The sequence below is a fragment of the Burkholderia sola genome (assembly GCF_905400185.1).
GTDB lineage: Bacteria > Pseudomonadota > Gammaproteobacteria > Burkholderiales > Burkholderiaceae > Burkholderia > Burkholderia sola.
In genome coordinates this window covers 50,676-72,176 of record NZ_FR989677.1, presented here as the reverse complement: position 1 = coordinate 72,176, position 21,501 = coordinate 50,676, and the positions used below count along the sequence as shown (strand labels likewise).

The window sequence follows — 21,501 nt, the reverse complement described above, 5'->3', positions numbered from 1 at the left end:
ATTCGAGGTAAAAACGCCCGGCCCGGCATGCGACGCACGGCGCCGCCCGGCGAAGCGTAACCCGAATGCGCGACGCCGATCAATCGACGTTCGATGTTGTCGCAACTATCTCGACGCCCGCGCCGCAGTGCACGATACCGTCGCGCAGCGCAGCTTTCGTCGCGCGATCGACGATCCCGATGAACACGATCGCGCGAGCGCCGTCACCCCTGATCGGCCCGCCGTCTTCCATCGACGAGAACCGGATGCGCCGCAACCTGCCACACACGTCTGGCAATCGCACCGGCTGCATCGGCCACGCACATGACGCCTTTCGCGCGCAGGACGAGACGAGCCGGCAATGACGTCAGCCGTCGAACGGCACCAGCTCATAACTCGTGCTCCGCCCGCCGGACGCCGAGCGCCGCAACATGCGCTGCTCGACGAGCGCCGTGATGTCGCGCAGCGCCGTGTCTTGCGAGCATTTCGCGAGAGCGGCCCACTTGGTGGTCGTCAGCTTCCCTTCGAAGCCGTCGAGCAGGCGATTCATGACCTTGACCTGGCGTTCGTTCAGCGCGACGCCCGCGCATCGCTGCCAGAAGCGCGCCTTGATCAGCACCGCATCGAGCGTCGTGTGCGCATGATCGATGGCTCGACCCAGCGTGTCCAGAAACCACGCGAGCCACTCGGTGACGTCGAGCGAGCCGCGCTGCGTGCGCTCCAGCACGTCGTAATACGCGTTGCGCTCGCGCTGGATCTGCGCGGACAGGCTGTAGAAACGCTGCGGGCTTCGATCCGCGCGCGCCAGCACCAGATCGCCGAGCGCGCGCGCGATACGACCGTTGCCGTCGTCGAACGGGTGGAGCGTGACGAACCACAGATGGGCGAGCCCGGCCCGGATCAGCAACGGCTCGGCCGGCGGCGCGTTGAGCCACGCGAGAAAGCGCTCGATCTCGTGCGTCAGGCGTACGGCCGGCGGCGCCTCGAAATGCACGCGCTGCCGGCCGATCGGCCCGGAGACCACCTGCATCGGCCCGCTCGCATCCGTGCGCCATTCGCCGACCGTGATCCGCGACAGCCCCGAATAGCCGGTCGGAAACAGCGCGGCATGCCACCCGAACAGCCGCGCTTCGGTGACCGGTGCGGCCGAATGGGTCGTCGCATCCAGCACCATGTCGACGACGCCTTCGACGTGGCGATCGACCGGCGCCAGCGCGCCGATGTCGACCCCGAGCCGGCGCGCGATCGACGACCGGACCGATGCGACATTCAGGTTCTCGCCCTCGATCGCGCTGGTCTTGACGACGTCCTCCGTCAGCGCGGCCAGGCTCGCCTCGTCGCGCAATGTCAGGCCGACATCCGCCAGTCGGCCGACCAGCATGCCTTGCGCACGGCTGACGTCGGCAAGCGGCGCGGCGAGGGCCGGAAGGTCGAAGCGCCATGCCGGCCAGTCGGCCGATTCCCAGATGAAGGTGTAATCTCCGCTCATGATGCGGAGATTATCCACCCATTCGCCGCAGCACTCAATAATCTCCGCAAATTCTGCAGAGATTACGCGCCCCATTCACTGCACGCGGCCGGCTACCGTACCCGGCCCGCCGCGCTCGCCTCCGCCCCGGCCGGCTCCCCGAGCCGTTCCGCGAGAAACCCGATGAACGTGCGCAGCGTGACGAACCCTTCCCGGTGCTGCGGAAACACCGCATTGAGCGTGATCGGCGGCGGCACGTACGCGTCGAGCACCGGTACGAGCGCGCCGCTGTCGAGCGCCGCGCCGACGATGAAGTGCGGCAGCAGCGCGATGCCGAGCCCCGCGATCGCGGCGTCGCGCACCACTTCGCCGTTGTTCGCGACGAGCGGCCCCTGCACGTCGAACGTGCGCGCCGCGCCGTCGACGCGGAACTCCCAGCCGACCCGCCGCTCGCGCCCGTACAGCACGCACGTGTGGCCGGCGAGATCGGCCGGCGTCTGCGGCGTGCCGTGCCGCTTCAGGTAAGCGGGGCTCGCGCACGCGATCATCCGCCACGCGCCGAGCGGACGCGCGATCAGCGTCGAATCCTCGAGCGAGCCGATCCGCAGCACGAGGTCGAAACCCTCGCCGATCAGGTCGACGCGCCGGTCGGTCAGGTCGAGGTTCAACCGCACGGCCGGGTGCGCGGACAGGAATTCGGCGATCAGTGGCGACACGTGCGTGATCCCGAACGACAGCGGCGCGCTGATCTTGAGCGAACCATGCAGCTCGGTGCTGCGCACCGACATCGCCTGCTCGGCGTCGGCGATCTCCGCGAGGATCCGCTGCGCGCGCGCATAAAACTCCTGCCCCGATTCGGTCACCGCGAGATTGCGGGTATTGCGATGCAGCAGCCGCACGCCGAGCGACGCCTCCAGCGCCATCGTGCGCCGGCTGACGAACTGCTTGGACAGCATCAGCTGATCGGCCGCCGCCGTGAAACTGCCTGCGTCGACGGTCGCGACGAAGATCCTCAGGTCGTTGAGTTCCATATTGTCCACTCCAGAGCGACAGTCATTATCTCTGCAGCGATTTATTTGTCAAATCGATTGACCTAAGATTCATCTCAACGAACAGCCGAGCCCACTTCCGAGGTCCGGCGACTTCAAGGACAAAAATCATGATCGATATCCGTGCAGCAAACCAACGTGGCCGTGCGGAGCATGGCTGGCTCAGCTCCCGTCATACGTTTTCGTTCGCGAATTACTACGATCCGAAGCAAGTCGGCTTCTCCGACTTGCTCGTGATCAACGACGACCGCGTCGCCCCGGGCCGCGGCTTCGGCACGCACCCGCACCGCGACATGGAAATCCTGTCGTACGTGCTCGACGGCGCGCTGGAACACAAGGACTCGATGGGCACCGGTTCGGTGATCGTGCCGGGCGACGTGCAACTGATGAGCGCCGGCACGGGCGTGCGCCACAGCGAGTTCAACCACTCGCCGGACACGCCGGTCCACTTCCTGCAGATCTGGGTCGGGCCGGCCGAAAAGGGCGCCGAGCCGCGCTATCAGCAGACGAATGTCGCGGCCGACGACAAGCGCGGCAAGCTCGCCCTCGTCGTGTCGCCGAACGGCGATGCCGGTTCGCTGAAGATCCGGCAGGACACCCGGATTTACGCGGGCCTGTTCGACGGCGACGAAAGCACTACGCTGGAACTTGATCCGAGCCGCTTTGCCTACGTGCACGTGGCGCGCGGCAGCGTGACGGTCAACGGCGTGACGCTCGGCGAAGGCGACGGCGCACGCATCCGCGGCGAACAGGCGCTGACGATCGCCGACGGCAAGGACGCCGAGGTGCTGGTGTTCGATCTGCGTCCGGTCGAAGTGACGGCCGAATGGGCGTGATGCCCGTTCGGGAAACCGGGCCCCGCTGACCGCGGGGCCCTTTTAATCGGAGATTCGCAACATGGCCAAGGTTCTCGTTCTGTACTACTCGTCCTACGGGCACGTCGAAACGATGGCGCAGCACATCGTCGAGGGTGCGAAATCGGTGCCCGGCGTCGAGGTCACGCTCAAACGCGTGCCGGAAACGATCCCCGTCGACCAGGCCCGCGCGATCGGCGTGAAGGTTAACCAGGCCGCGCCGGTCGCCACGGTGGACGAACTCGCCGACTACGATGCGATCATCTTCGGCACGCCGACCCGCTTCGGCAACATGGCCGGCCAGATGCGCACGTTCCTCGACCAGACCGGCGGCCTATGGATGAAAGGCGCGCTCGTCGGCAAGATCGGCAGCGTGTTCGCGTCGACCGGCACGCAGCACGGCGGCCAGGAAACGACGATCACGTCGTTCCACACGACGCTGCTGCATCACGGGATGGTGATCGTGGGCGTGCCGTATGCGTGCAGCGGCCTCGTCAACATGAACGAAATCACCGGTGGCACGCCGTACGGCGCGACCACGCTCGCGGGCGCGGACGGCAGCCGCCAGCTGAGCGCGAACGAACTCGACATCGCGCGCTACCAGGGCAAGCACGTGGCGGAACTCGCGAGCAAGCTCGCGTCGTAACGCGGCGGGCTCGCGGGCCCGCCGTCCTGCTGTCCCGCCCTTCCGCAGATGAACGAACGGCGCCGGTTCGACCGGCGCCGTTCGTGCTGTGCCACGCGTTCGACCGTTACTGGCCCGAAGCCGGCGCGGCCGGCGCCGCGTTCGTCGCGGGCGCCTTCTGCACGGCATTCTGCGGATAGTTGCTCTGATCGCCGGTCAACCGGTAGCCGCTGCCGGTGCCGATCGCCTTCAGGTCCGACGCGTGCCGCGCGCGGGCCGCCTTGCGCGCCGCCTTCTTCTGCGCCTTGGCGAGCTGCTTCTGCGTCGGCGCGGACGCCGCCGCGTCCTGCGCGTATGCCGCCGGCGCGGCGGTCAACGACAGACCGAACGACGCCGCTACTGCTACTGCCACCGAAACCACGCGAGACTGCTTCATGGCCGATCTCCTTGTCGATTGTTGAGTGTGGGTCGGACACCGGCGTGCACGCGATGGCTTGCGACAACGGCGCCGATGCAACGTTAGCCGATCGGCGCGCAAATGTCCGTGTGCGTTCCTGAATTGTCCTGATAACGTCAACGATACATGCGCGCCGGGTGCGCCGCCCTTTCGGCGTGCCGTCCGCGCCATCGGGGAAACCGATACCCGGGGCGGGCGCGGGCCGACGCTCAGATCCAGCGCGACAGCACCGGCAGCAGGACCGGTACGACGAATGCCGTCAGCACGCCGTTCAGCCCCATTCCGAGCCCAGCGAACGCGCCGGCTTCCTCGCTGACCTGGAACGCGCGCGCGGTGCCGATCCCGTGCGACGCGACGCCGAGCGCGAAGCCGCGCACGGCCGGCTCGTCGATCCGCAGCAGATTGAGGATGCCGCGCGCGCACACCGCGCCGAAGATCCCGGTCGAGATCACGAGCACGGCGGTGAGCGACGGAATGCCGCCGATCTCGGCGGCGACGGCCATCGCGATCGGCGTCGTCGCCGATTTCGGCGCGAGCGACGCGATCGTCTGGTGCGACGCCCCGAACAGCGCGGCGATGCCGACCGCCGACACGATCGCCGTCAGCGAACCCGCGAGCAGGCCGACGAGCAGCGGCAGCGCGCTGCGCCGCAGCTTCGACCACTGGCGGTACAGCGGCAGCGCGAGCGCGACGGTCGCGGGGCCGAGCAGGAAATGGACGAACTGCGCACCTTCGAAATACGTCGGATACGGCGTATGCGTGAGCGTCAGCAGCACGACGATCATCGCGACCGCGATCAGCACCGGATTCGCGAGCGGATTGAAACGCGCCCGCGCATAGACGGCCTGCGCGAACAGATACGCGACCAGCGTGATGGTCAGGCCGAGCAGCGGGCTCGCGGCGAGATAGACCCAGATCGCGCCAAGCTTCGGGAACGCCGTCATTGCGCACCCTCCGCGGTGCCGCCCGCGCGGCGCTGGCGCCGCAGCAACGCGCGCGTGACGAGCGCCGTCACCGCGATCGCGAGCGTGGTGCTGACGGCCAGCGCGACGACGACCGCGGCCGCGTCGCCGCGCACGCGGTCGGCCGACACCATGATGCCGACGCCGGCCGGCACGAACAGCAGCGACAGGTGACGCAGCAGCTCGAGCGCGGTCGGCTCGATCGCATCGGCCGCCTGCGGGCGCAGCATCACGAAGCCGAACAGCAGCAGCATGCCGATCACGGGGCCCGGCACCGGCAAGCCGAACAGATAAGACACGCCTTCCCCGAGACACTGGAAGATCAGCAAGACCGCGAACGCCTGCAACATGAACCGCTTCTCCCGAACGTGGCCGCGCTGCCGTGCAAGCGCGGCCGATGAGCCGGCGGCTGGCGACGCCGGCGTGAACGATACGCGCGATCGTACCAACAATGCCGGCGGCCGGGCGCGATTGGGTGATCGACACGCTGCCGGGCATGAACGAAACGCCCGCACGCAAAAACGGCGGGCAACGTGCCCGCCGTCCTGTCGTTCAAGTTCGAATGGCCGTCGACCGCGTTACTTCAGCCGCGTCGCGATTTCATTGGCCATCGCCTTCGTCGCGGCCTTCGTCGGCGCATCGTCGGCCAGCGCGTTCAGCAGGCCGAAATCATGGATCGTGCCGTCGTAGCGCGTGGTCGTCGCGTCCACGCCGGCCGCGTCGAGCTTGCGGCCGTACGCTTCGCCTTCGTCACGCAACACGTCGAACTGCGCGACCTGGATCAGCGCGGGCGGCAGCCCCTTCAACTGCGCGACGCTCGCGCGCAGCGGCGATGCGTAGATCTCGTTGCGTTGCGCTTCGTTCTTCGTATAGGCGTCCCAGAACCACTTCATCAGCGGCCGCGTCAGGAAGTGGCCTTGCTGATACGCGTTGTACGAACCCGTGTTGAAATTGTGGTCCGTGACCGGCCACATCAGCCCCTGGAAGCGGATCGCGGGGCCGCCCTTGTCCTTCGCCATCAGCGCGACGACGGCCGACATGTTCCCACCGACGCTGTTGCCGACCACCGCGAGGCGGCTGCCGTCGACGCCGATCTCCGCGCCGTGCGCGGCCACCCACTTCGTCGCCGCATACGCCTGGTTGATCGCGACCGGATAACGCGCTTCCGGCGACGGCGTGTAGTTCACGAATACCGCGACGGCGCCCGACTGCACGACGAGATCGCGCACGAGGCGCTCGTGCGTCGGGAAATCGCCGAGCACCCAGCCGCCGCCGTGGATGAACACGAATACCGGCAGCGTGCCCGTCACACCTTGCGGGCGCACGATCGTGACCGGCACCGACAGGCCGTCCTGTTCGATCGTGCGGTTCGACACGTCGATGCCGGACAGATCGACCTTCACGCCGTTCTGCGCGTCGACCAGCACCTGGCGCGCCTTCGCGGGGCTCAACGTTTCGAGGCCCGGGCCCTTCTGGCCGTTCAGCGCGGCGAGGAACGCGCTCGTCTTCGCATCGGGACCGACGGCATCGGCGGCGAACGCGGCAGGCGCGGTGGACAGGGCGGCTGCAACGGCGGCGGCGATCAGCAGCGGCTTGACGATCTTCATGGTGCGACTCCTTGGTCGAATCTTCGAATGGCGATGAATGGTTGGCAATGCGACTTATTGGACGAGCGTGAGCGTGACGTCGATGTTGCCGCGCGTCGCGTTCGAGTACGGGCAGACGACGTGCGCGCGGTCGATCAGCGTTTGCGCGATGTCGCGATCGAGGCCCGGCAACGAGATCTTCAGCTCGACTTCGATGCCGAAGCCGTTCGGGATCGCGCCGATGCCGACGCTGCCTTCGATCGCCGCGTCCGCGGGGATCGCGATCTTGTCGCGCGCCGCGACGAACTTCATCGCGCCGATGAAGCACGCGCTGTAGCCGGCGGCGAACAGTTGTTCGGGGTTCGCGCCCGCACCGCCCGCGCCGCCGAGCTCGCGCGGCGTGGTCAGCTTCAGGTCGAGGCCGCTTTCGGGCACCGTCGCACGGCCGTCGCGGCCGCCGGTGGCTTTTGCATGGGCGCGGTACAGCACTTTTTCGATCGACATGACAGACTCCTTTTCAGCAAGTGAATGAAACACCCTTCGAACCGGGGACGGCGTGCCGGCGGATTCCGCATCGGCGTCGCATTTGTTTATCTACTCATAGATAGACAAACATCCCCAAAAAATGCAGCCGAATGATCCCGCCTGCGTCAGATTATCTATCTACTACATGATAGACAACGAGATTCAATAAAAAGGCGGCGAACCGCCTCCCTGCTTGCGCCGTCCGTCAGGACCGCGTTTTCCAGACGGACTCGACGTCCTCGAGACGCGCCCGCGTGTGAAACAACCGGCTGGCCAGCACGCTGCCCTGGAACGCCGCATACAACGTGCGCGCCGCGGTTTCCGGCTCGCCGCTGAACTGCAGCGTGCCTTCCTTCGCGCCTTGCGCGAGCAATTCCGCAAGCCAGCTTTCGTTGGCCTTGAAGAACGCCTGCACGGCCTGCCGCACGTTCTCCGGCAAGGTTTCGATGTCGGACGCGAGCATCCCGCACAGACAGATCAAATTGCCGTCGCCGAGCGTGCGGCCGAACATCTTCGTGTACAGGCTCAGCTTCACGTCGGCCGGCAACGCCGGATCGATCGCCCGCACGGCCGCGAGGACTTCGTCGCTGTAGGCCGCCACCGCTTCCAGCACGAGATCGTCCTTCGACGGGAAGTAGTAGTGGATGCTCGACGTCTTCACGCCCACCAGGTCGGACAGGTCTCGATAGCTGAAGCCGTTGTAACCGCGCTGCATCATCAGCGTGATCGCGTGGTCGAGAATCTGTTCGCGGACGGTCGGTTTCGTTTCCATGGATCGAACTTTATCTACTCATAGATAGATAGTCAAGGATTTTTTTAGGGGCGTGATGACCATGCCCCGGGCGCGATCCCGATGCGCAAGCACGGAGGAAGCGGTCGCACGGCCGGGGCGGCTTACAACCGGCCTGCAGCGCGATCGAATCGATGCGACACTTCACGCCGGGCCACGCGAATCGCGGCGCAACGTCCATCGGCTGGAACGATGGGTCGGCACACGATTGCCGCCTCGCATCCGGCCCGGTATCGTCGGCCCGCCCGCCGCGTCGGGCCGCATAAGGAGAACAAGTCGATGTATTCGTGGTTTGAACGGCGCCTGCCGACTTTCCCGCTCGAAGATCCCGTCACGCCGCCGAAGGGATTCTTCTCGTTCGTCTGGGCGTGCACGAAAGGCGCGCGCGGCTGGATCCTGCTGATCGCGCTGACGTCGGCCGCGCTGGCCGCATACGAAGCCGCGCTGTTCGCGATGATGGGGCACGTGGTCGACTGGCTGTCGTCGTCGACGCCGGCCGGATTCGGCGGCCGCCACTTCGGCACGCTCGCCGGTTTCGCGGCGATTCTCGTCGGCAGCGCGCTGCTGATCGCACTGCATACGATGGTCAAGCACCAGGTGCTCGCGATCAACTTTCCGATGCGGCTGCGCTGGCTGTTTCACCGGCTGATGCTCGACCAGAGCCTGTCGTTCTACGCGAACGAGTTCGCGGGCCGCGTGACGACCAAGATCATGCAGACGGCGCTCGCGGTGCGCGACGCGCTGTTCATGTCGGTCGACGTCGTGATCGGCGTCACCGCGTACCTGATCGGCATCCTCGTGCTCGCCGCGAGCTTCGACTGGCGGCTGATGATACCGCTCGCGCTGTGGGCGCTCGGCTACGGCGCGGCATGCGCGTATTTCGTGCCGCGCCTCGGCGCGGTCGGCAGCCGGCAGGCCGACGCGCGCGCGCTGATGACGGGCCGCATCACCGACGCGTATTCGAACATCACGACCGTGAAGCTGTTCTCGCATACGCGGCGGGAAGCCGACCACGCGCGCCACGCGATGGAGGCGTTCAAGGCGACCGGCGACGCGCAGATGCGGCTCGTCAGCGCGTTCGAGATCGTCAACCACCTGCTGTCGACGCTGCTGCTGGTCGGCTCGGCCGGGCTCGCGCTGTCTCTGTGGATGCACGGCGAGGCGAGCGCGGGCGTCGTCGCGGCCGTGATCGCGATGGCGCTGCGCCTGTCGAGCTACTCGCACTGGATCATGTGGGAAATGACGGAACTGTTCGAGAACGTCGGCACGATCCAGGACGGCATCAACACGCTGACGAAGGTGCGCAGCGTGGTCGACGCGCCCGATGCGAAGCCGCTTACGGTGCAGCGCGGCGAGATCGTGTTCGACAACGTGCAGTTCGCGCACGAGGACAACGATCGCGCGGTATTCGACGGGCTGAACCTGACGATCCGGCCGGGCGAGCGGATCGGCTTGATCGGCCGCTCGGGCGCCGGCAAATCGACGCTCGTGAACCTGCTGCTGCGCTTCTACGACGTGGGCGGCGGCGCGATCCGGATCGACGGACAGGACATCGCGCACGTCACGCAGGACAGCCTGCGCGCCGCGATCGGGATGGTCACGCAGGATACGTCGCTGCTGCACCGGACGATGCGCGAAAACCTGCTGTACGGCCGCCCCGACGCGACCGAGCGCGAGATGCAGGACGCGGCCGTGCGCGCGGAAGCGGCCGAGTTCATCGACCGGCTGCGCGACCGCCACGGCCGCAGCGGCTACGACGTCGAAGTCGGCGAGCGCGGCGTGAAGCTGTCGGGCGGCCAGCGCCAGCGCGTCGCGATCGCGCGCGTGATGCTCAAGGATGCGCCGATCCTCGTGCTCGACGAAGCGACCAGCGCGCTCGATTCCGAGGTCGAAGTCGCGATCCAGCGCAGCCTCGACACGCTGATGAGCGGCAAGACGGTGATCGCGATCGCGCACCGGCTGTCGACGATCGCCGCGATGGACCGGCTGATCGTGCTCGACGAAGGGCGCATCGTCGAGGAAGGCACGCACCAGCAGTTGCTGCAGGCGGGCGGCATCTACGCGGCGCTGTGGGCACACCAGAGCGGCGGGTTCCTCGGCGAGACGGCGGACGCGGAAAGCGTCGAGCAGTGAGCAGGGCAGCCATGGCAACATGGCGGCACTTCGATCATCGCCGGTCGGACGAACCGGGGGCACAATGCGTGCCCCTCCGCCGCCCGGTCAATGTAACGTCGCGAACAGCAGGTTCAGTCCTTCCGAAACAATCGGATGCCCGATGATCGCATCGCGCACCGCCGTGTACGGCAGGCCGCCGAGCATCGCCATCTGGACCGCGGTCGTCACATCGCCGGCGCCCGTGCCGACCATCGTGAACCCGAGAATCGCGCCGGTGCCCGGATGCACGAGCGCCTTCATGAACCCGCGCGTGTTGCCGTCGGTGCGCGCCCGCGGCACGGAAGCCATCGGCAGCTTCGCGACCCCGACGTCGATCTGTCGGGCATTCGCGTCCGCTTCGTTCAAGCCGATTCGACCGAGTTCCGGGTCGATGAACAGTGTATAAGGAATGACGCGCTCCGCGGTGTTCGCCGGACGGCCTTCGATACCGGCTTTCAGCACACGGTAGTCGTCGAACGACGCATGCGTGAACATCGGCGTGCCCGCGACTTCGCCGATCGCCCACGTGCGCTCCGCCGTCGTCGCGAGCCGGTGGTCGACCTTGATGAACCCGCGCTCGTTCGTCTCGACGCCGGCGAGCTCGAGCCCGATGCCGGCCGTCTGCGGCGTGCGCCCGGTTGCCACGAGCACGTGCGAACCTTCGATCGCACGGCCGTCGGCCAGCCGCACCGTGACGCGCTCGCCGCTTTTGCCTTCGACGCCGACGAGCCGCGCGGCGAGTTCGAGGCGAATGCCGTCGTCGGTCAGCGCCTGCTGGATGACCGTGCTGACGTCCTCGTCTTCGCGCATCGCGACGCGCGGCGTATCGCTGACGAGCGTAACCGCGCTGCCGAGCCGCCGAAACGCCTGCGCCATCTCGAGCCCGATATAACCGCCGCCGATGACAACCAGATGCCCGGGAAGCGTCGTCAGCCGCAACGCCTCCACGTGCGTGAGCGGCTGCGCATCGCGCAGCCCCGGCACGTCCGGGATCGACGCGACCGTACCCGTGTTGATGTAGACGTTCTCGCCCTCGTAGATCGTTTCGGCCCCGTCGGCGCCGCGCACCGCGACGGTGCGCGGCGCGACGAACCGCCCCGTCCCGATCACGAGTTCGAGTCCCGACTGCTCGAATGCGCGGCGATTGACGTCGACCATCCCGTTCACGACCGACGCGACATACGCGGAAACGCCCGCCATGTCGGCCATCACGTCTTCCCGTTGCACCGCATCCCGCCACGCATGCGTCGCGCGCGCACGGCGTATCAGTGCCTTGCTCGGGATGCATGCGACGTTGATGCACGAGCCGCCGATCATCCCGCGCTCGATCACCGCGACGCGCTTGCCTTGCCGGGCCATCTCCATCGCAAGCGATTTCCCGCCCTTGCCGCCGCCCAGAAACAGGTATTCGACCCGTTTGACCTCTGCCATGCTGCTCTCCAGGTTCCGTTCGTCCCGCTCGAATTGTGTGAGTCGCGCAAGTTCCCGCGTCAAGACTGCAAAAAGGCGAGCAGATCCGCATTGACGCGATCGGCATCGACGACGCACATGCCATGCGATGCGCGCTCATACACCTTCAGCGTCGCGTGCTTCACGATCTGCGCGGACAGCCGGCCTGCATTGTCGATCGGCACGATCTGGTCGTCGTCGCCGTGCAGGATCAGCGTGGGCACGTCGATCTTCTTCAGATCATCCGTGTAGTCGACTTCGGAGAATTCGCGGATGCACTGGTACTGGCCGTGGATGCCGCCCGTCATCCCCTGCGCCCAGAATGCGTCGACGGTGCCCGCCGACACGGTCGCGCCCGGCCGGTTGAAGCCGAAGAACGGCACCGCGAGATCGCGATAGAACTGGGACCGGTTGGCGGCCACGCCGCGTCGAATGCCGTCGAACACGTCCAGCGGCAAGCCGCCCGGATACGCATCGGTCTTCAGCATGATCGGCGGCACGGCGCCGATCAGCACGGCCTTCGCGACTCGTTTCGTCCCGTGACGGCCGATGTAACGCGCGACCTCGCCGCCGCCCGTCGAATGGCCGACCAGCGTGGCCTCGCGCACGTCGAGCGTGTCGAGGAGTGCCGCGAGATCGTCTGCATACGTGTTCATGTCGTTGCCGGCGAACGGTTGCCCCGAACGGCCGTGACCGCGCCTGTCGTGCGCGATCACGCGGTAGCCGTGCTGCACGAGGAACAGCATCTGTGCGTCCCATGCATCGGCGTTCAGCGGCCAGCCGTGCGAGAACACGACCGGGCGACCGACGCCCCAGTCCTTGTAGAAAATCCGGGTGCCGTCGTGCGTGGTGATGGTGGTCATGGTGATTCCGTTGGAATGGTAGCGGTGTGCGCTCAGAAGCCTTCGAGCACGATCTTGCCCTTCGCGCGGCCGCCTTCCAGCAGCGCATGCGCGCGCCGCAGGTTCTCCGCGTCGATCTTGCCGAGGTGCTCGCCGACGGTGCTCTTGAGCACGCCGTCGTCGATCAGCGTCGCCACGCGCGCGAGCAGCGCGTGCTGACGGTCCATGTCGGGCGTGCGGAACATCGAGCGCGTGAACATGAATTCCCAATGCAGCGAGATGGCCTTGCGTTTGAGCGGCATCGCATCGAGCGTGTCCGGATCGTCGATCAGCGCCAGCTGGCCCTGCGGCTTCAGTACGTCGACGATCTGCGCGTAGTACGCGTCGGTATGCGTGAGGCTGATCACGTGGTCCACGTAGTCGATGCCCAGTGACTTCAGTTGCGGTTGCAACGGCTGGCCGTGATCGATCACGTGGTGCGCGCCGAGCTCGGCGACCCACGCGTGCGTGGCCGGCCGCGACGCCGTGCCGATCACCGTCAGCTCGGTCAGCCGGCGCGCGAGTTGCACGAGAATGGACCCGACGCCGCCGCCCGCGCCGATCACCAGCACGCTCTGCCCGGCGCCGCCGCGCTCGGTGATCTTCAGCCGGTCGAACAGCAGTTCCCACGCGGTAATCGCAGTCAACGGCAGGGCCGCGGCGTCGGCAGCGCCCAGTGTCGTCGGGCGGCGGCTCGCAATCCGCTCGTCGACGAGACCATATTCCGCGTAGCTGCCGGGCCGCGTGATGTCGCCCGCATACCAGACCTTGTCGCCCGGCGCGAACAGCTCGACGTCGGCGCCGACCGCCTCGACCGTTCCGGCCGCGTCCCAGCCGAGAACGCGCGGGCCGCTCGGCTGCACGCCGAGCCGCAGCTTCGAATCGACCGGGTTGACGGCAATCGCGTCGATCCGCACGAGCAGATCGCGCGGGCCAGGTGTCGGCACGGGCAGCTCCGTGTCGTACAGCGACGTCGGATCGTCGATCGGTACGCCGGCCTTTGCATATACGATGGCTTTCATGGTGAGCTCCTTGAAGGGGTCGGCGACGCGTTCACGCGCCGCGCAGGAATTCCGCGACGTGCGCGACATACGCACTCGCATGCTGGAACAGCGCGCCGTGGCCTGAATCCGGATAGACGATCAGCGTCGCATTCGGCAACCCCTGCGCGAGCACGAAGCTGTTCGCGGTGGGGATCATGCGGTCGTCGTTGCCGTTGGTGACGAGGGCCGGCTGCTTGATCCCGCCCAGCTTGCCTGCCACGTCACCGCTCCAGTTCGCCCACGCGATCATCGCCTGCAGCTGGGCGGACGCGACTTCGGGGCCGGCCGGCAAATCGGGCTCGGCGGTGCGCGCGGCGAGGCGGTCGACGAATGCGGCGGCGGCCGTCTGGCCTGCGGGCGTTGCCGGGAAAAACAGCCGCTTGAGCTTTTCGCTCATCGGCATCTCGCCGTCCGTGTAGATCGCGAGCAGTTCCGGCCGGTCCATCCCCGCGCCTTCGCCACCTTCAGGCGCGGTGCCGGACAGGATCATCCGCTCGACCAGCTCCGGTCGCGCGATCGCAATGTCCTGCGCGAGAAAGCCGCCGAGCGAAAACCCGAGGATATGCAGCCGGTCGATCGACAGCGCGTCGACGAAGTGCAGCACGTGCTGCGCCATGTGCGCGATCGACGTCGGAACCTGTCCGCCGGAGCGGCCGACGCCGGCGTTGTCGAACAGGATGATTTCGCGATCGCGGGCCAGCACGTCGACGATCGCCGGATCCCAGTTGTCCAGCGTGCCGGTGAAGTGCTGAAGGCACAGAAGCGGCCGCTTACCCTTTTCGTTGCCGAAGCGGCGATACGCGTAGCGCACGCCGGCTGCATCGACGTAGCGGGTCGGAGCGGCGGATGATGCAGATTGCGTCATGATGAGTTCCCTCGATGGGCGCGCGACGCGCGCCGTGGTTCGCGCTCAGCTCAGCGCGATGTCGTGCAGGTCGATCGAGACGACGAGCGGTTCCGGCACGGCCTGCCCATCGGCTGCACGCGGGTAGATGCGCCGCTTCGTCGGGAAGCGGATCCCCGACACGGTCACATAGTCGCTGACGTAATGCGCGCCCGGCGTGTTGCCTGCGATTTCGACGTCGTAGTCGAGCCGGCGCACGAAACCGTCCGGCCCGACGTAGATGGTCTGCGCTTTGCTGAACACTTCGAGCGTGTCGGGGTAGTGAACGCGAATCCGGCGCCATGCTTCGCCCCGTTCGTTCCAGACGCCGTCTTCTTCGCAATGCACACCGTCCCATGCAAGCACGAACGGCGCGTTCAGGTACGTCCACATCGCGCATCCGGCGAAAAACGCCAGTTGAAGTTCGTCCCACGGCGTCTCGAGCGTATGCCCGTCGAACGACCCGCGCGGCTGCTCGCGCGCCGCGAGCACGTGCCCGGCCGAATCGAGCAGCGCAATGCGCTCGCCGGTGAATTCGCTGCGCGCGGCCAGCGCACCGAACGGCGCATGCGATGCCCATTGGCGATCCGTCGCGACGGTGACCGTGGTGTCGTCGAGCACGCCGGCGTGACCTTTGAGGCCCCACAGCGCACCGCCTTGTACGAGGCGCGCGCGCACCTGCCGAAACTTGCGCCACTGTGCGAGCCCGCCGTGGGCGTCGAGGATGGATTGGGCGATTGCGTTCATGCGGAAGCTCCGTTGGGTACGTAGTTCATGGTCAGTACCGCGCGGAACCGGACGTCCGCGCGCATCATGCGGTCGTATGCCGCCTGCGCCTGCTCGAGCGGAAACGTTTCGATCATCGGCCGCACGTTCTGCAGCCGCGCGAACGCGAGCGTCTCTTCGTTGTCCGTCACCGTTCCCGTCAATGCGCCGACCACGGAGCGGCCGCCGAACACGAGATCGACCGCATTCACGGCGATCGGCTCGCCCGGCACGGCAACGACGATCAGCTTGCCACGCGCGGACAGGCCCGCGACGGTGTCGGCCATGGCCGAGCCGGTCGGCGCCGTGCCGAGCACGACCTTCGCGCCGCCGAGCGCGCGCAGCGCGGCGGCGACGTCCTCGGTCCGCGCGTCGATGTAGCGATGCGCGCCGAGCTGCGCGGCAAGCGCGGCCTTGTCGGCTCCGCGGGCGATCGCGACGGTGTGAAAACCCATCTTGTTCGCGAACTGCACGGCGAGATGGCCGAGCCCGCCGAGGCCATGGATGGCGACCACGTCGCCGGCCCGCGCGCCGGCATTGCGCAGCGCGTTGAACGTGGTGAGCCCCGCGCACAACAGCGGCGCAGCCTCGGCCGCGTCGAGATCGTCCGGCACGCGCACGAGCCCGCGAGCTTCGGCCAGCATGATTTCCGCATAGCCGCCGTCCGTCGTCATCCCGGTGATGACCGGGTTCTCGCAGTTCACGACATCGCCGTGCCGGCACGACGGGCACGTGCGATCTTCGCCGGCGAGAAAGCCGACGCCGACACGTTCGCCGAGCCGCCAGCCGGACACCTCTTCGCCGAGCGCGTCGATTCGGCCGACGACTTCATGCCCCGGTACGCGCGGCGGCGCGCCGTCAGGCGCTTCGCGCTCCACGGTTGCGCTGTCGGAATGGCATACGCCGCAGGCTTCGACGCGAATGCGCACCTGCCCCTGCGCCGGCGCGGGAATCGGCCGCTCGACCAGTTCCAGTTGCCCAGGCGCCTTGACTACCGCCGCGCGGTAAGTCGCTTGATTCGTCATGATTGCCTCGTTACTCGAAACGGAAGTTCGACAGATCGACACCGACGATCAACGGGGCGGGCAGCGCCACGTTCGCGTCGGTGCGCGGATAAATCCGGAAGCGCGTCGGCATCCGGATGCCTTGCACGTCGACGTAGTCGCTGATGTACCGCGCAGCCGCGTTGCGCCCCTGGATGTCGACCTCGTAGTCGTGCCGGCGCAGCAGCCCGTCCGCGTCGAAGTAGAACGTCTGCACGGCGCTATGCGTCGCGATCTCCGGCGCAAACTCGACATGCAGGCGCCGCCACGGCAGCCCGTCGACGATCCATGGCTTGATTTCGCGGCTGCGAACGCCGCCGTGGCGCAGCAGGAACGGCGACGTCAGATACGTCCACATCGTGTAGCCGGCGAAGTACGCCAGCTGTGCGTTGGACCACGGCGTCTCCATTTCGTAGCCGTCGAACGACGCGCGAGGGGCGTCGAGCGTATCCACCACGGTACCGTCGTCACGGCGGATCTCGACGCGCGCGGGCGTGTAGACGGAGTGATCCGTCGTTGGGGCGAAGGGGGCATGCGAGACATGCTGCTCGTGCAGCTGCACCGTCACGCGCGAATCGGTGAGCACGCCGTCGCGCTGCTTCAGCGCCCAGATCGCGCCCATGTGATGCAACTGCGCCGATACGCTGCGAAAGCGCTTGAAGCGCTCCATTCCCCCTGCGGCGCGAATCGCCAAATCAACCAGATCTTCCATTTGTCATCCTAAACGATATGAAACGTCTTCCTCGTTCTTCTGCCGCGCGGCCCGGGCGGCGGCGCGCGCGATTAGCCAGCGTGCACGCCGACGAACGCCGCGATGTGCCTCGCGCAAGCCACCGGATACTCGAGTTGCGGCCCGTGCCCGGTACGCGGCAGCGTCACGAGATGCAGCGTCGGCAGCTGGCCGTTGAGCGCATACCAGTTCTCCACCGGGAACACGATGTCGTGATCGCCGCCAACATGAAGAACCGGAATCGACGTCGAGCGCAGCGCATCGAGCACGGCATCGACCGGGAAGGCCGGGTTCCGCGGGGCGTCTCCGACCTGCTCGCCGGCCCACGCGACCGGTACCGCCGGGCTCAGGTCGACCTTGCGCTGCGCGACACGCGCGGCCGCAAGCTCGGCCGCCGCGCGGCTCGCCGCGGAGGCCGGCTCGAAGAACAGCGTGACGAAATCCTCGAAGTCGTTTTCGCGCTTCGCCATCGTGTAGAACAGCGGTTCGCCGGCCCTGACCAACTGGCCCGGCGGCGTGGTCGCGATCAGCACTGCGTGCGTGACGAGCTGCGGCGCCTTTGCGAGCACGATCTGCGCGGCCATTCCGCCGACCGACCAGCCGCCGATCACCGCCTTGCCGAGCTCGAGCGCGACGATCAGGTCGATCGCGTCCTTGGCGAGCGACGCAGGATGATAGGTTCGCTCGCCGCTCGACTGCCCGAGTCCGCTGTAATCGAAGATCGTGACCTGGAAGCCCTGTTCGACGAGCGTGTCGAGGAACAGCGGATCCCAGGTGTCCATGGTGCCGCGAAAGCGCACGCACAACACGAGCGGCGTACCGCTGCCGAATGTGCGATACGCGAGACGCCGACCGTCGACGTCGACGAACTGCGTGCTGGCGCCGAGACTCGGACTGTCGTTTTCCATAAGTTATCCTGTCGTTCTATACAAAACCGCGTAATGGACATGCCCGGTCGCGATGACGCGGCACGAACGCAGCGTCGCTGCGCCCTTGGCCATCGTGCCGCCCCTTCAGCATCCCGTGAGCGCGCGCATCACCCACTGCACAAGTTCGCGCGGATCGAAGGGCTTCTCCAGCACGCACAATGCGCCGAGCCGTCTCGCCTCGAGCACCCGGCGCGCGCTCGGGTGCGCGGTCACGAAGATGATCGGCACGTCGCAACACCCCCCTCGCAGCACGGCGAGCAGCTCGATACCCGACATCCCGGCCATCTGGATATCGCACACGATGCAGTGCGACGTCCCGCTCGCGCCATGTTCGAGAAACGCCTCGGCCGATGCGTACAGCCTCGCGCGCACGCCCATCGAGCGCACGAGCGATTCCAGCGACTGTCTCATCGCCAATTCATCGTCGATGATGCAAACCGTCTTGTCGTGCACAGAGTGTCTCGCGTGACGCCACGCTCGCTGGCAGGGCCGGGAACGCAACCGGATTTCGGACAGCGTACCGACCGCCCCCGGTGCCGACAATCATGCCGAGGTATGGTGGGGCCGATACCGACCGTACCCGCTCGCGCGTCACCGGCCGTCCGCGCCGGCGGACGGCGCCGGCGCGACTGCCGCGGCATGGATCATCCTGTCCCAGTTGCACGGAACGGTGCGGCCGCGCCCCCGCGGCCGATACACGCGATCGCCCGGCTTGATCGGCGCACCGGTCAGCACGCAGCGCGACGCCGTTCTCGCGGTCACGCAATGCCACAGCTGTTCGCCGAAATGCCCGTACCTCGGGTCGCTCCAGCGCACGCTGACAGCGGTATCCGACAGAATCTCGACGATCCTGATCCGCGAGGCCACCGGCGCGCCGGTCTCGCCCGCGCCGTCATTGCGCTTGCCGCGCACGCGCCGCCGGTGCGAGCCGGGCACGCCCGCCGTTCTCGACGGATCCAGCAGGCCCATCAGCGCGCGTTCGAATACATCGTCGTATGCACACGTTGGCTGCGTCATCTCTACCGTTCCCCTCGCATTGAATGCGCATGCGCGGCTCGCGCGATCAATCCGCCGCACCGACGCATCGCGAACATCGCCGCTTCGCCATCGGCCGCGCCGCGCGCTTCACTCACGTTGGAATCGAGTCTAGAGGAACGGTTTTTTTCGATCCATCAGACCGTGGTCGATGCCTTCCCATACCAAAGTCTGACCGTCGCGCCGGCCTGCATCCGCCCGCGGTCGCGGTCAGCAGCACGCGGCAATCTGCTTTATAGTTGCAGCTACATCGAGGTCGGACGCGCACGTCGTTCATCGTCCCGATGCGTCACTTCCGGTCATCCGGTTTCGCGCCGCGCGCGAACCTCAGCGAGCACCACGTCCCCATGTCCACGTCCGCAGCCCCGACGATCGCCCCGCCTGACGACCCTCATCCAGCGGATAGCGAGCTCTTCCTGTCGGCGCCGATACCGATCCTGATCGAAGACTGGTCACGCGTTTATCGCGCGGTGAAGGAACTGAAGATGGCCGGGGTCTCGGATATCGACCGCTATTTCGACGAGCATCCGCAGGCCGTCGCCCGGCTGCGCGCGCTGCATGCGTTCGTGGCGGCCAACGACGCGGTGGTGCAACTCTTCGACGCCGAATCGAAAGAGCATTTCCTGCAGCACGCGGAGATCCTGTTGCCGGCCGACCGGCTCAGCAACAGCGCGGTGCTGCGCGCGATCTACGAAAACCGGACCGCCTGCCAGGGCGAGCGCACGCTCGTGACGTTCAAGGGGCGCCGCGTACCGATCGTATGGCGCTGCTCGCTGCCGAAGCACGAGGACGGCTACCGGCGCCTGCATTTCTATGCGTTCGACGTGACCGAGCAGAAGGAGAACAGCGACCGGCTCACGGTATTGCGCGCGGAAGCCGCACGCGCGGCCCGCGTGTCGCTGTTTGCGGAGATGTCGGCCTCGATCCTGCATGAGGTCAGCCAGCCGCTGTCGGCCGTCGGTTCGTCGGCCGAAGCGGCGCTGCGCTGGCTCGAGCGCGACGAGCCCGACGTCGCCGAAGCCGCTGCCGCGATCACGCAGGCCGTCCGGTGGGCGCGCGATGCGACGGAAATCTGCCGCAAGATTCGCGGCTTCATCGGCAAGGCGCCGGCGAAGTGCGTCGACTTCGCGGCCGCCGACGCCGTGCACGCTGCGCTGTTCCTGATCGCGCCGGAAGCCGCTGCACGCAACGTTCGCGTCGACAGCGACATCGATGCCGACGCGCGCCTGTTCGCCGATCCCGTGCAGGTCCAGCAGGTGCTCGCGAACCTGATGATGAACGGCATCCAGGCGATCGAAAGCGGCCCGTCGCACGCGCGCACGCTGACGGTCTCGGCCAGGCTGAGCGACGCCGAAGTCGTGTTCGACGTATGCGACACGGGGCCGGGTATCGAACAGCAATCGATCGATCGGCTTTTCGATCCGTTTTTTACGAGCAAATCCGACGGCATGGGAATGGGTCTCACGGTCGCACGCTCGATCGTCGACGCCCATCACGGGCGCATCTGGGCACGCGGCGAACCGGGCGCCGGCTGCTGCTTCTCGTTCACACTGCCGGCCCACCCGCGCACGACCGACCCGGCCGCATGACGCTCGCGGCGCGCGGCGTCATGTCGCCAGTTGCACGCCGATCGCCTCGGACTTGCGCACGAGATCCGCAAGCGACGACGCATTCATCTTGCGCATCACCGCTGCGCGATGCTGCTTGATGGTAATCAGGCTCAATCCGAGATGCGACGCGATCTGCTTGTTCAGCGCGCCGCTGACGACGTACGCAAGCACTTCGCGCTCGCGGCGCGTGAGCAACTCGAACGACTGCCGCAACTCGTCGTGCGTGTCGTTGCGGACTCGCCGTGCCGCATCCAGCGACAGCGCGAGGTTCACGGCGTCGATCAACTCGTGGTCGGTGAACGGCTTCACGAGAAAATCGACCGCGCCGCCCTTCAGCGCCTTGCGACACACTTCGACGTCCGCGAACCCCGTGATGACGACGATCGGGATCGACGGCCGGTCCGACGCCTGCTGAAACACCAGCCCGCTCTCCCCGCGCAGTCGCACATCGAGCAACAGGCAGCTCGTGACATTCTCCCGGTGCGTCGCGCGCAGCTCCGCGGTACTCGCGAAGGTCACGACGCGCAGGCCCAGCGATCGCAACAACGTATCGAGCGATGCGCGTATGGCCGGATCGTCGTCGACGACATATACAACAGCCGACGAGTCGTCTTTCATCGCTGCATCTGACATATCCTGCGCCCCAACCGTCCGTTCAGTTTTCATCATCGCGAACCGCGTGTC

24 protein-coding genes are annotated in these 21,501 nt (G+C 67.0%); 5 read left to right on the top strand and 19 right to left on the bottom strand.

Features of this window, described 5'->3' with window-relative positions; genetic code table 11:
• The first annotated feature begins 65 nt into the window (after positions 1 to 65).
• On the top strand, positions 66 to 344 hold the full coding sequence (locus KR541_RS30350) for a hypothetical protein (RefSeq protein ID WP_050015580.1): 279 nt from the start codon (positions 66 to 68) through the stop codon (positions 342 to 344).
• A gap of 2 nt (positions 345 to 346) precedes the next feature.
• On the opposite strand, the gene KR541_RS30345 is transcribed toward KR541_RS30350, so the two are convergent.
• Both KR541_RS30345 and KR541_RS30340 read right to left on the bottom strand, forming a co-directional pair.
• Positions 347 to 1,468, bottom strand: a complete 1,122-nt coding sequence (locus KR541_RS30345) for a Fic family protein (RefSeq protein ID WP_208458936.1) — start codon at positions 1,466 to 1,468, stop codon at positions 347 to 349.
• A 92-nt stretch (positions 1,469 to 1,560) separates the two neighbouring features.
• Complete coding sequence (locus KR541_RS30340; RefSeq protein ID WP_089490136.1) at positions 1,561 to 2,478, bottom strand: LysR family transcriptional regulator; 918 nt, start codon at positions 2,476 to 2,478, stop codon at positions 1,561 to 1,563.
• A gap of 128 nt (positions 2,479 to 2,606) precedes the next feature.
• Here KR541_RS30340 and KR541_RS30335 point away from each other — a divergent pair, with 128 nt between their 5' ends.
• Together KR541_RS30335 and wrbA are read left to right on the top strand one after the other, a co-directional pair.
• On the top strand, positions 2,607 to 3,332 hold the full coding sequence (locus KR541_RS30335) for a pirin family protein (protein ID WP_050015583.1): 726 nt from the start codon (positions 2,607 to 2,609) through the stop codon (positions 3,330 to 3,332).
• A gap of 61 nt (positions 3,333 to 3,393) precedes the next feature.
• The gene (gene wrbA / locus KR541_RS30330; protein WP_216090029.1) at positions 3,394 to 3,996 is read left to right on the top strand and encodes an NAD(P)H:quinone oxidoreductase; all 603 of its coding nucleotides are present in this window, start codon (positions 3,394 to 3,396) and stop codon (positions 3,994 to 3,996) included.
• 106 nt (positions 3,997 to 4,102) lie between these two features.
• Here the strand turns inward: wrbA and KR541_RS30325 are convergent, their stop codons facing one another.
• The 6 genes from KR541_RS30325 to KR541_RS30300 form a co-directional block, all read right to left on the bottom strand.
• A complete protein-coding gene (locus tag KR541_RS30325; protein ID WP_050015587.1) occupies positions 4,103 to 4,411 on the bottom strand; it encodes a hypothetical protein in 309 nt (102 codons plus the stop codon).
• A 230-nt stretch (positions 4,412 to 4,641) separates the two neighbouring features.
• Entirely contained in the window at positions 4,642 to 5,376 is a 735-nt protein-coding gene (locus KR541_RS30320) for an LrgB family protein (RefSeq protein WP_050015589.1), read from the bottom strand.
• Positions 5,373 to 5,744: a CidA/LrgA family protein gene (locus KR541_RS30315; protein ID WP_089490138.1), complete on the bottom strand. Its 372-nt coding sequence runs from the start codon at positions 5,742 to 5,744 to the stop codon at positions 5,373 to 5,375. The genes KR541_RS30320 and KR541_RS30315 overlap by 4 nt, the downstream gene beginning before the upstream one ends.
• A 228-nt stretch (positions 5,745 to 5,972) precedes the next feature.
• Positions 5,973 to 7,001: an alpha/beta hydrolase gene (locus KR541_RS30310; RefSeq protein WP_050015592.1), complete on the bottom strand. Its 1,029-nt coding sequence runs from the start codon at positions 6,999 to 7,001 to the stop codon at positions 5,973 to 5,975.
• A gap of 54 nt (positions 7,002 to 7,055) precedes the next feature.
• A complete protein-coding gene (locus KR541_RS30305) occupies positions 7,056 to 7,484 on the bottom strand; it encodes an organic hydroperoxide resistance protein (RefSeq protein ID WP_050015594.1) in 429 nt (142 codons plus the stop codon).
• A 226-nt stretch (positions 7,485 to 7,710) separates the two neighbouring features.
• Positions 7,711 to 8,277: a TetR/AcrR family transcriptional regulator gene (locus tag KR541_RS30300; RefSeq protein WP_050015596.1), complete on the bottom strand. Its 567-nt coding sequence runs from the start codon at positions 8,275 to 8,277 to the stop codon at positions 7,711 to 7,713.
• A 297-nt stretch (positions 8,278 to 8,574) separates the two neighbouring features.
• On the opposite strand from KR541_RS30300, the gene KR541_RS30295 reads away from it, so the two are divergent.
• Complete coding sequence (locus KR541_RS30295) at positions 8,575 to 10,428, top strand: ABC transporter ATP-binding protein (RefSeq protein WP_216090028.1); 1,854 nt, start codon at positions 8,575 to 8,577, stop codon at positions 10,426 to 10,428.
• Positions 10,429 to 10,515: 87 nt separating this feature from the next.
• On the opposite strand, the gene KR541_RS30290 is transcribed toward KR541_RS30295, so the two are convergent.
• The 10 genes from KR541_RS30290 to KR541_RS30245 form a co-directional block, all read right to left on the bottom strand.
• Positions 10,516 to 11,880 carry an FAD-dependent oxidoreductase gene (locus KR541_RS30290; RefSeq protein WP_050015600.1) on the bottom strand — a complete coding sequence of 455 codons (1,365 nt, stop codon included), beginning with the start codon at positions 11,878 to 11,880 and terminating at the stop codon, positions 10,516 to 10,518.
• 59 nt (positions 11,881 to 11,939) lie between these two features.
• Positions 11,940 to 12,761 carry an alpha/beta fold hydrolase gene (locus tag KR541_RS30285; RefSeq protein WP_050015602.1) on the bottom strand — a complete coding sequence of 274 codons (822 nt, stop codon included), beginning with the start codon at positions 12,759 to 12,761 and terminating at the stop codon, positions 11,940 to 11,942.
• A gap of 32 nt (positions 12,762 to 12,793) precedes the next feature.
• Positions 12,794 to 13,801: a zinc-binding alcohol dehydrogenase family protein gene (locus KR541_RS30280; RefSeq protein WP_050015702.1), complete on the bottom strand. Its 1,008-nt coding sequence runs from the start codon at positions 13,799 to 13,801 to the stop codon at positions 12,794 to 12,796.
• A gap of 31 nt (positions 13,802 to 13,832) precedes the next feature.
• Positions 13,833 to 14,687: an alpha/beta fold hydrolase gene (locus KR541_RS30275; protein ID WP_050015604.1), complete on the bottom strand. Its 855-nt coding sequence runs from the start codon at positions 14,685 to 14,687 to the stop codon at positions 13,833 to 13,835.
• A 45-nt stretch (positions 14,688 to 14,732) separates the two neighbouring features.
• A complete protein-coding gene (locus KR541_RS30270; RefSeq protein WP_050015605.1) occupies positions 14,733 to 15,452 on the bottom strand; it encodes a hypothetical protein in 720 nt (239 codons plus the stop codon).
• A complete protein-coding gene (locus tag KR541_RS30265) occupies positions 15,449 to 16,495 on the bottom strand; it encodes an alcohol dehydrogenase (protein WP_050015607.1) in 1,047 nt (348 codons plus the stop codon). Before KR541_RS30265 ends, KR541_RS30270 begins: the two co-directional genes overlap by 4 nt.
• Positions 16,496 to 16,505: 10 nt before the next feature.
• Positions 16,506 to 17,225 (bottom strand): hypothetical protein, encoded by a 720-nt coding sequence (locus KR541_RS30260; RefSeq protein ID WP_050015609.1) that lies wholly within the window; start codon positions 17,223 to 17,225, stop codon positions 16,506 to 16,508.
• A gap of 71 nt (positions 17,226 to 17,296) precedes the next feature.
• A complete protein-coding gene (locus KR541_RS30255) occupies positions 17,297 to 18,151 on the bottom strand; it encodes an alpha/beta fold hydrolase (protein WP_050015611.1) in 855 nt (284 codons plus the stop codon).
• Between the two features lie 105 nt (positions 18,152 to 18,256).
• On the bottom strand, positions 18,257 to 18,583 hold the full coding sequence (locus KR541_RS30250) for a response regulator transcription factor (RefSeq protein ID WP_229699545.1): 327 nt from the start codon (positions 18,581 to 18,583) through the stop codon (positions 18,257 to 18,259).
• A 180-nt stretch (positions 18,584 to 18,763) separates the two neighbouring features.
• Positions 18,764 to 19,189 (bottom strand): DUF3331 domain-containing protein, encoded by a 426-nt coding sequence (locus KR541_RS30245; RefSeq protein ID WP_050015613.1) that lies wholly within the window; start codon positions 19,187 to 19,189, stop codon positions 18,764 to 18,766.
• Positions 19,190 to 19,446: 257 nt separating this feature from the next.
• Between KR541_RS30245 and KR541_RS30240 the strand changes: the two genes are divergently transcribed.
• Positions 19,447 to 20,796, top strand: a complete 1,350-nt coding sequence (locus KR541_RS30240; RefSeq protein WP_179233197.1) for a PAS domain-containing sensor histidine kinase — start codon at positions 19,447 to 19,449, stop codon at positions 20,794 to 20,796.
• Between the two features lie 18 nt (positions 20,797 to 20,814).
• On the opposite strand, the gene KR541_RS30235 is transcribed toward KR541_RS30240, so the two are convergent.
• On the bottom strand, positions 20,815 to 21,450 hold the full coding sequence (locus KR541_RS30235) for a response regulator transcription factor (RefSeq protein WP_048988612.1): 636 nt from the start codon (positions 21,448 to 21,450) through the stop codon (positions 20,815 to 20,817).
• Positions 21,451 to 21,501 lie beyond the last annotated feature (51 nt).

Excerpts from the sequence above, each read along its gene's own strand:
- KR541_RS30350 (WP_050015580.1), top strand. The coding sequence starts at position 66 with ATGCGCGACGCCGATCAATCGACGTTCGATGTTGTCGCAACTATCTCG.
- KR541_RS30345 (WP_208458936.1), bottom strand. The coding sequence starts at position 1,468 with ATGAGCGGAGATTACACCTTCATCTGGGAATCGGCCGACTGGCCGGCA.
- KR541_RS30340 (WP_089490136.1), bottom strand. The coding sequence starts at position 2,478 with ATGGAACTCAACGACCTGAGGATCTTCGTCGCGACCGTCGACGCAGGC.
- KR541_RS30335 (WP_050015583.1), top strand. The coding sequence starts at position 2,607 with ATGATCGATATCCGTGCAGCAAACCAACGTGGCCGTGCGGAGCATGGC.
- wrbA (WP_216090029.1), top strand. The coding sequence starts at position 3,394 with ATGGCCAAGGTTCTCGTTCTGTACTACTCGTCCTACGGGCACGTCGAA.
- KR541_RS30325 (WP_050015587.1), bottom strand. The coding sequence starts at position 4,411 with ATGAAGCAGTCTCGCGTGGTTTCGGTGGCAGTAGCAGTAGCGGCGTCG.
- KR541_RS30320 (WP_050015589.1), bottom strand. The coding sequence starts at position 5,376 with ATGACGGCGTTCCCGAAGCTTGGCGCGATCTGGGTCTATCTCGCCGCG.
- KR541_RS30315 (WP_089490138.1), bottom strand. The coding sequence starts at position 5,744 with ATGTTGCAGGCGTTCGCGGTCTTGCTGATCTTCCAGTGTCTCGGGGAA.
- KR541_RS30310 (WP_050015592.1), bottom strand. The coding sequence starts at position 7,001 with ATGAAGATCGTCAAGCCGCTGCTGATCGCCGCCGCCGTTGCAGCCGCC.
- KR541_RS30305 (WP_050015594.1), bottom strand. The coding sequence starts at position 7,484 with ATGTCGATCGAAAAAGTGCTGTACCGCGCCCATGCAAAAGCCACCGGC.
- KR541_RS30300 (WP_050015596.1), bottom strand. The coding sequence starts at position 8,277 with ATGGAAACGAAACCGACCGTCCGCGAACAGATTCTCGACCACGCGATC.
- KR541_RS30295 (WP_216090028.1), top strand. The coding sequence starts at position 8,575 with ATGTATTCGTGGTTTGAACGGCGCCTGCCGACTTTCCCGCTCGAAGAT.
- KR541_RS30290 (WP_050015600.1), bottom strand. The coding sequence starts at position 11,880 with ATGGCAGAGGTCAAACGGGTCGAATACCTGTTTCTGGGCGGCGGCAAG.
- KR541_RS30285 (WP_050015602.1), bottom strand. The coding sequence starts at position 12,761 with ATGACCACCATCACCACGCACGACGGCACCCGGATTTTCTACAAGGAC.
- KR541_RS30280 (WP_050015702.1), bottom strand. The coding sequence starts at position 13,801 with ATGAAAGCCATCGTATATGCAAAGGCCGGCGTACCGATCGACGATCCG.
- KR541_RS30275 (WP_050015604.1), bottom strand. The coding sequence starts at position 14,687 with ATGACGCAATCTGCATCATCCGCCGCTCCGACCCGCTACGTCGATGCA.
- KR541_RS30270 (WP_050015605.1), bottom strand. The coding sequence starts at position 15,452 with ATGAACGCAATCGCCCAATCCATCCTCGACGCCCACGGCGGGCTCGCA.
- KR541_RS30265 (WP_050015607.1), bottom strand. The coding sequence starts at position 16,495 with ATGACGAATCAAGCGACTTACCGCGCGGCGGTAGTCAAGGCGCCTGGG.
- KR541_RS30260 (WP_050015609.1), bottom strand. The coding sequence starts at position 17,225 with ATGGAAGATCTGGTTGATTTGGCGATTCGCGCCGCAGGGGGAATGGAG.
- KR541_RS30255 (WP_050015611.1), bottom strand. The coding sequence starts at position 18,151 with ATGGAAAACGACAGTCCGAGTCTCGGCGCCAGCACGCAGTTCGTCGAC.
- KR541_RS30250 (WP_229699545.1), bottom strand. The coding sequence starts at position 18,583 with ATGAGACAGTCGCTGGAATCGCTCGTGCGCTCGATGGGCGTGCGCGCG.
- KR541_RS30245 (WP_050015613.1), bottom strand. The coding sequence starts at position 19,189 with ATGACGCAGCCAACGTGTGCATACGACGATGTATTCGAACGCGCGCTG.
- KR541_RS30235 (WP_048988612.1), bottom strand. The coding sequence starts at position 21,450 with ATGTCAGATGCAGCGATGAAAGACGACTCGTCGGCTGTTGTATATGTC.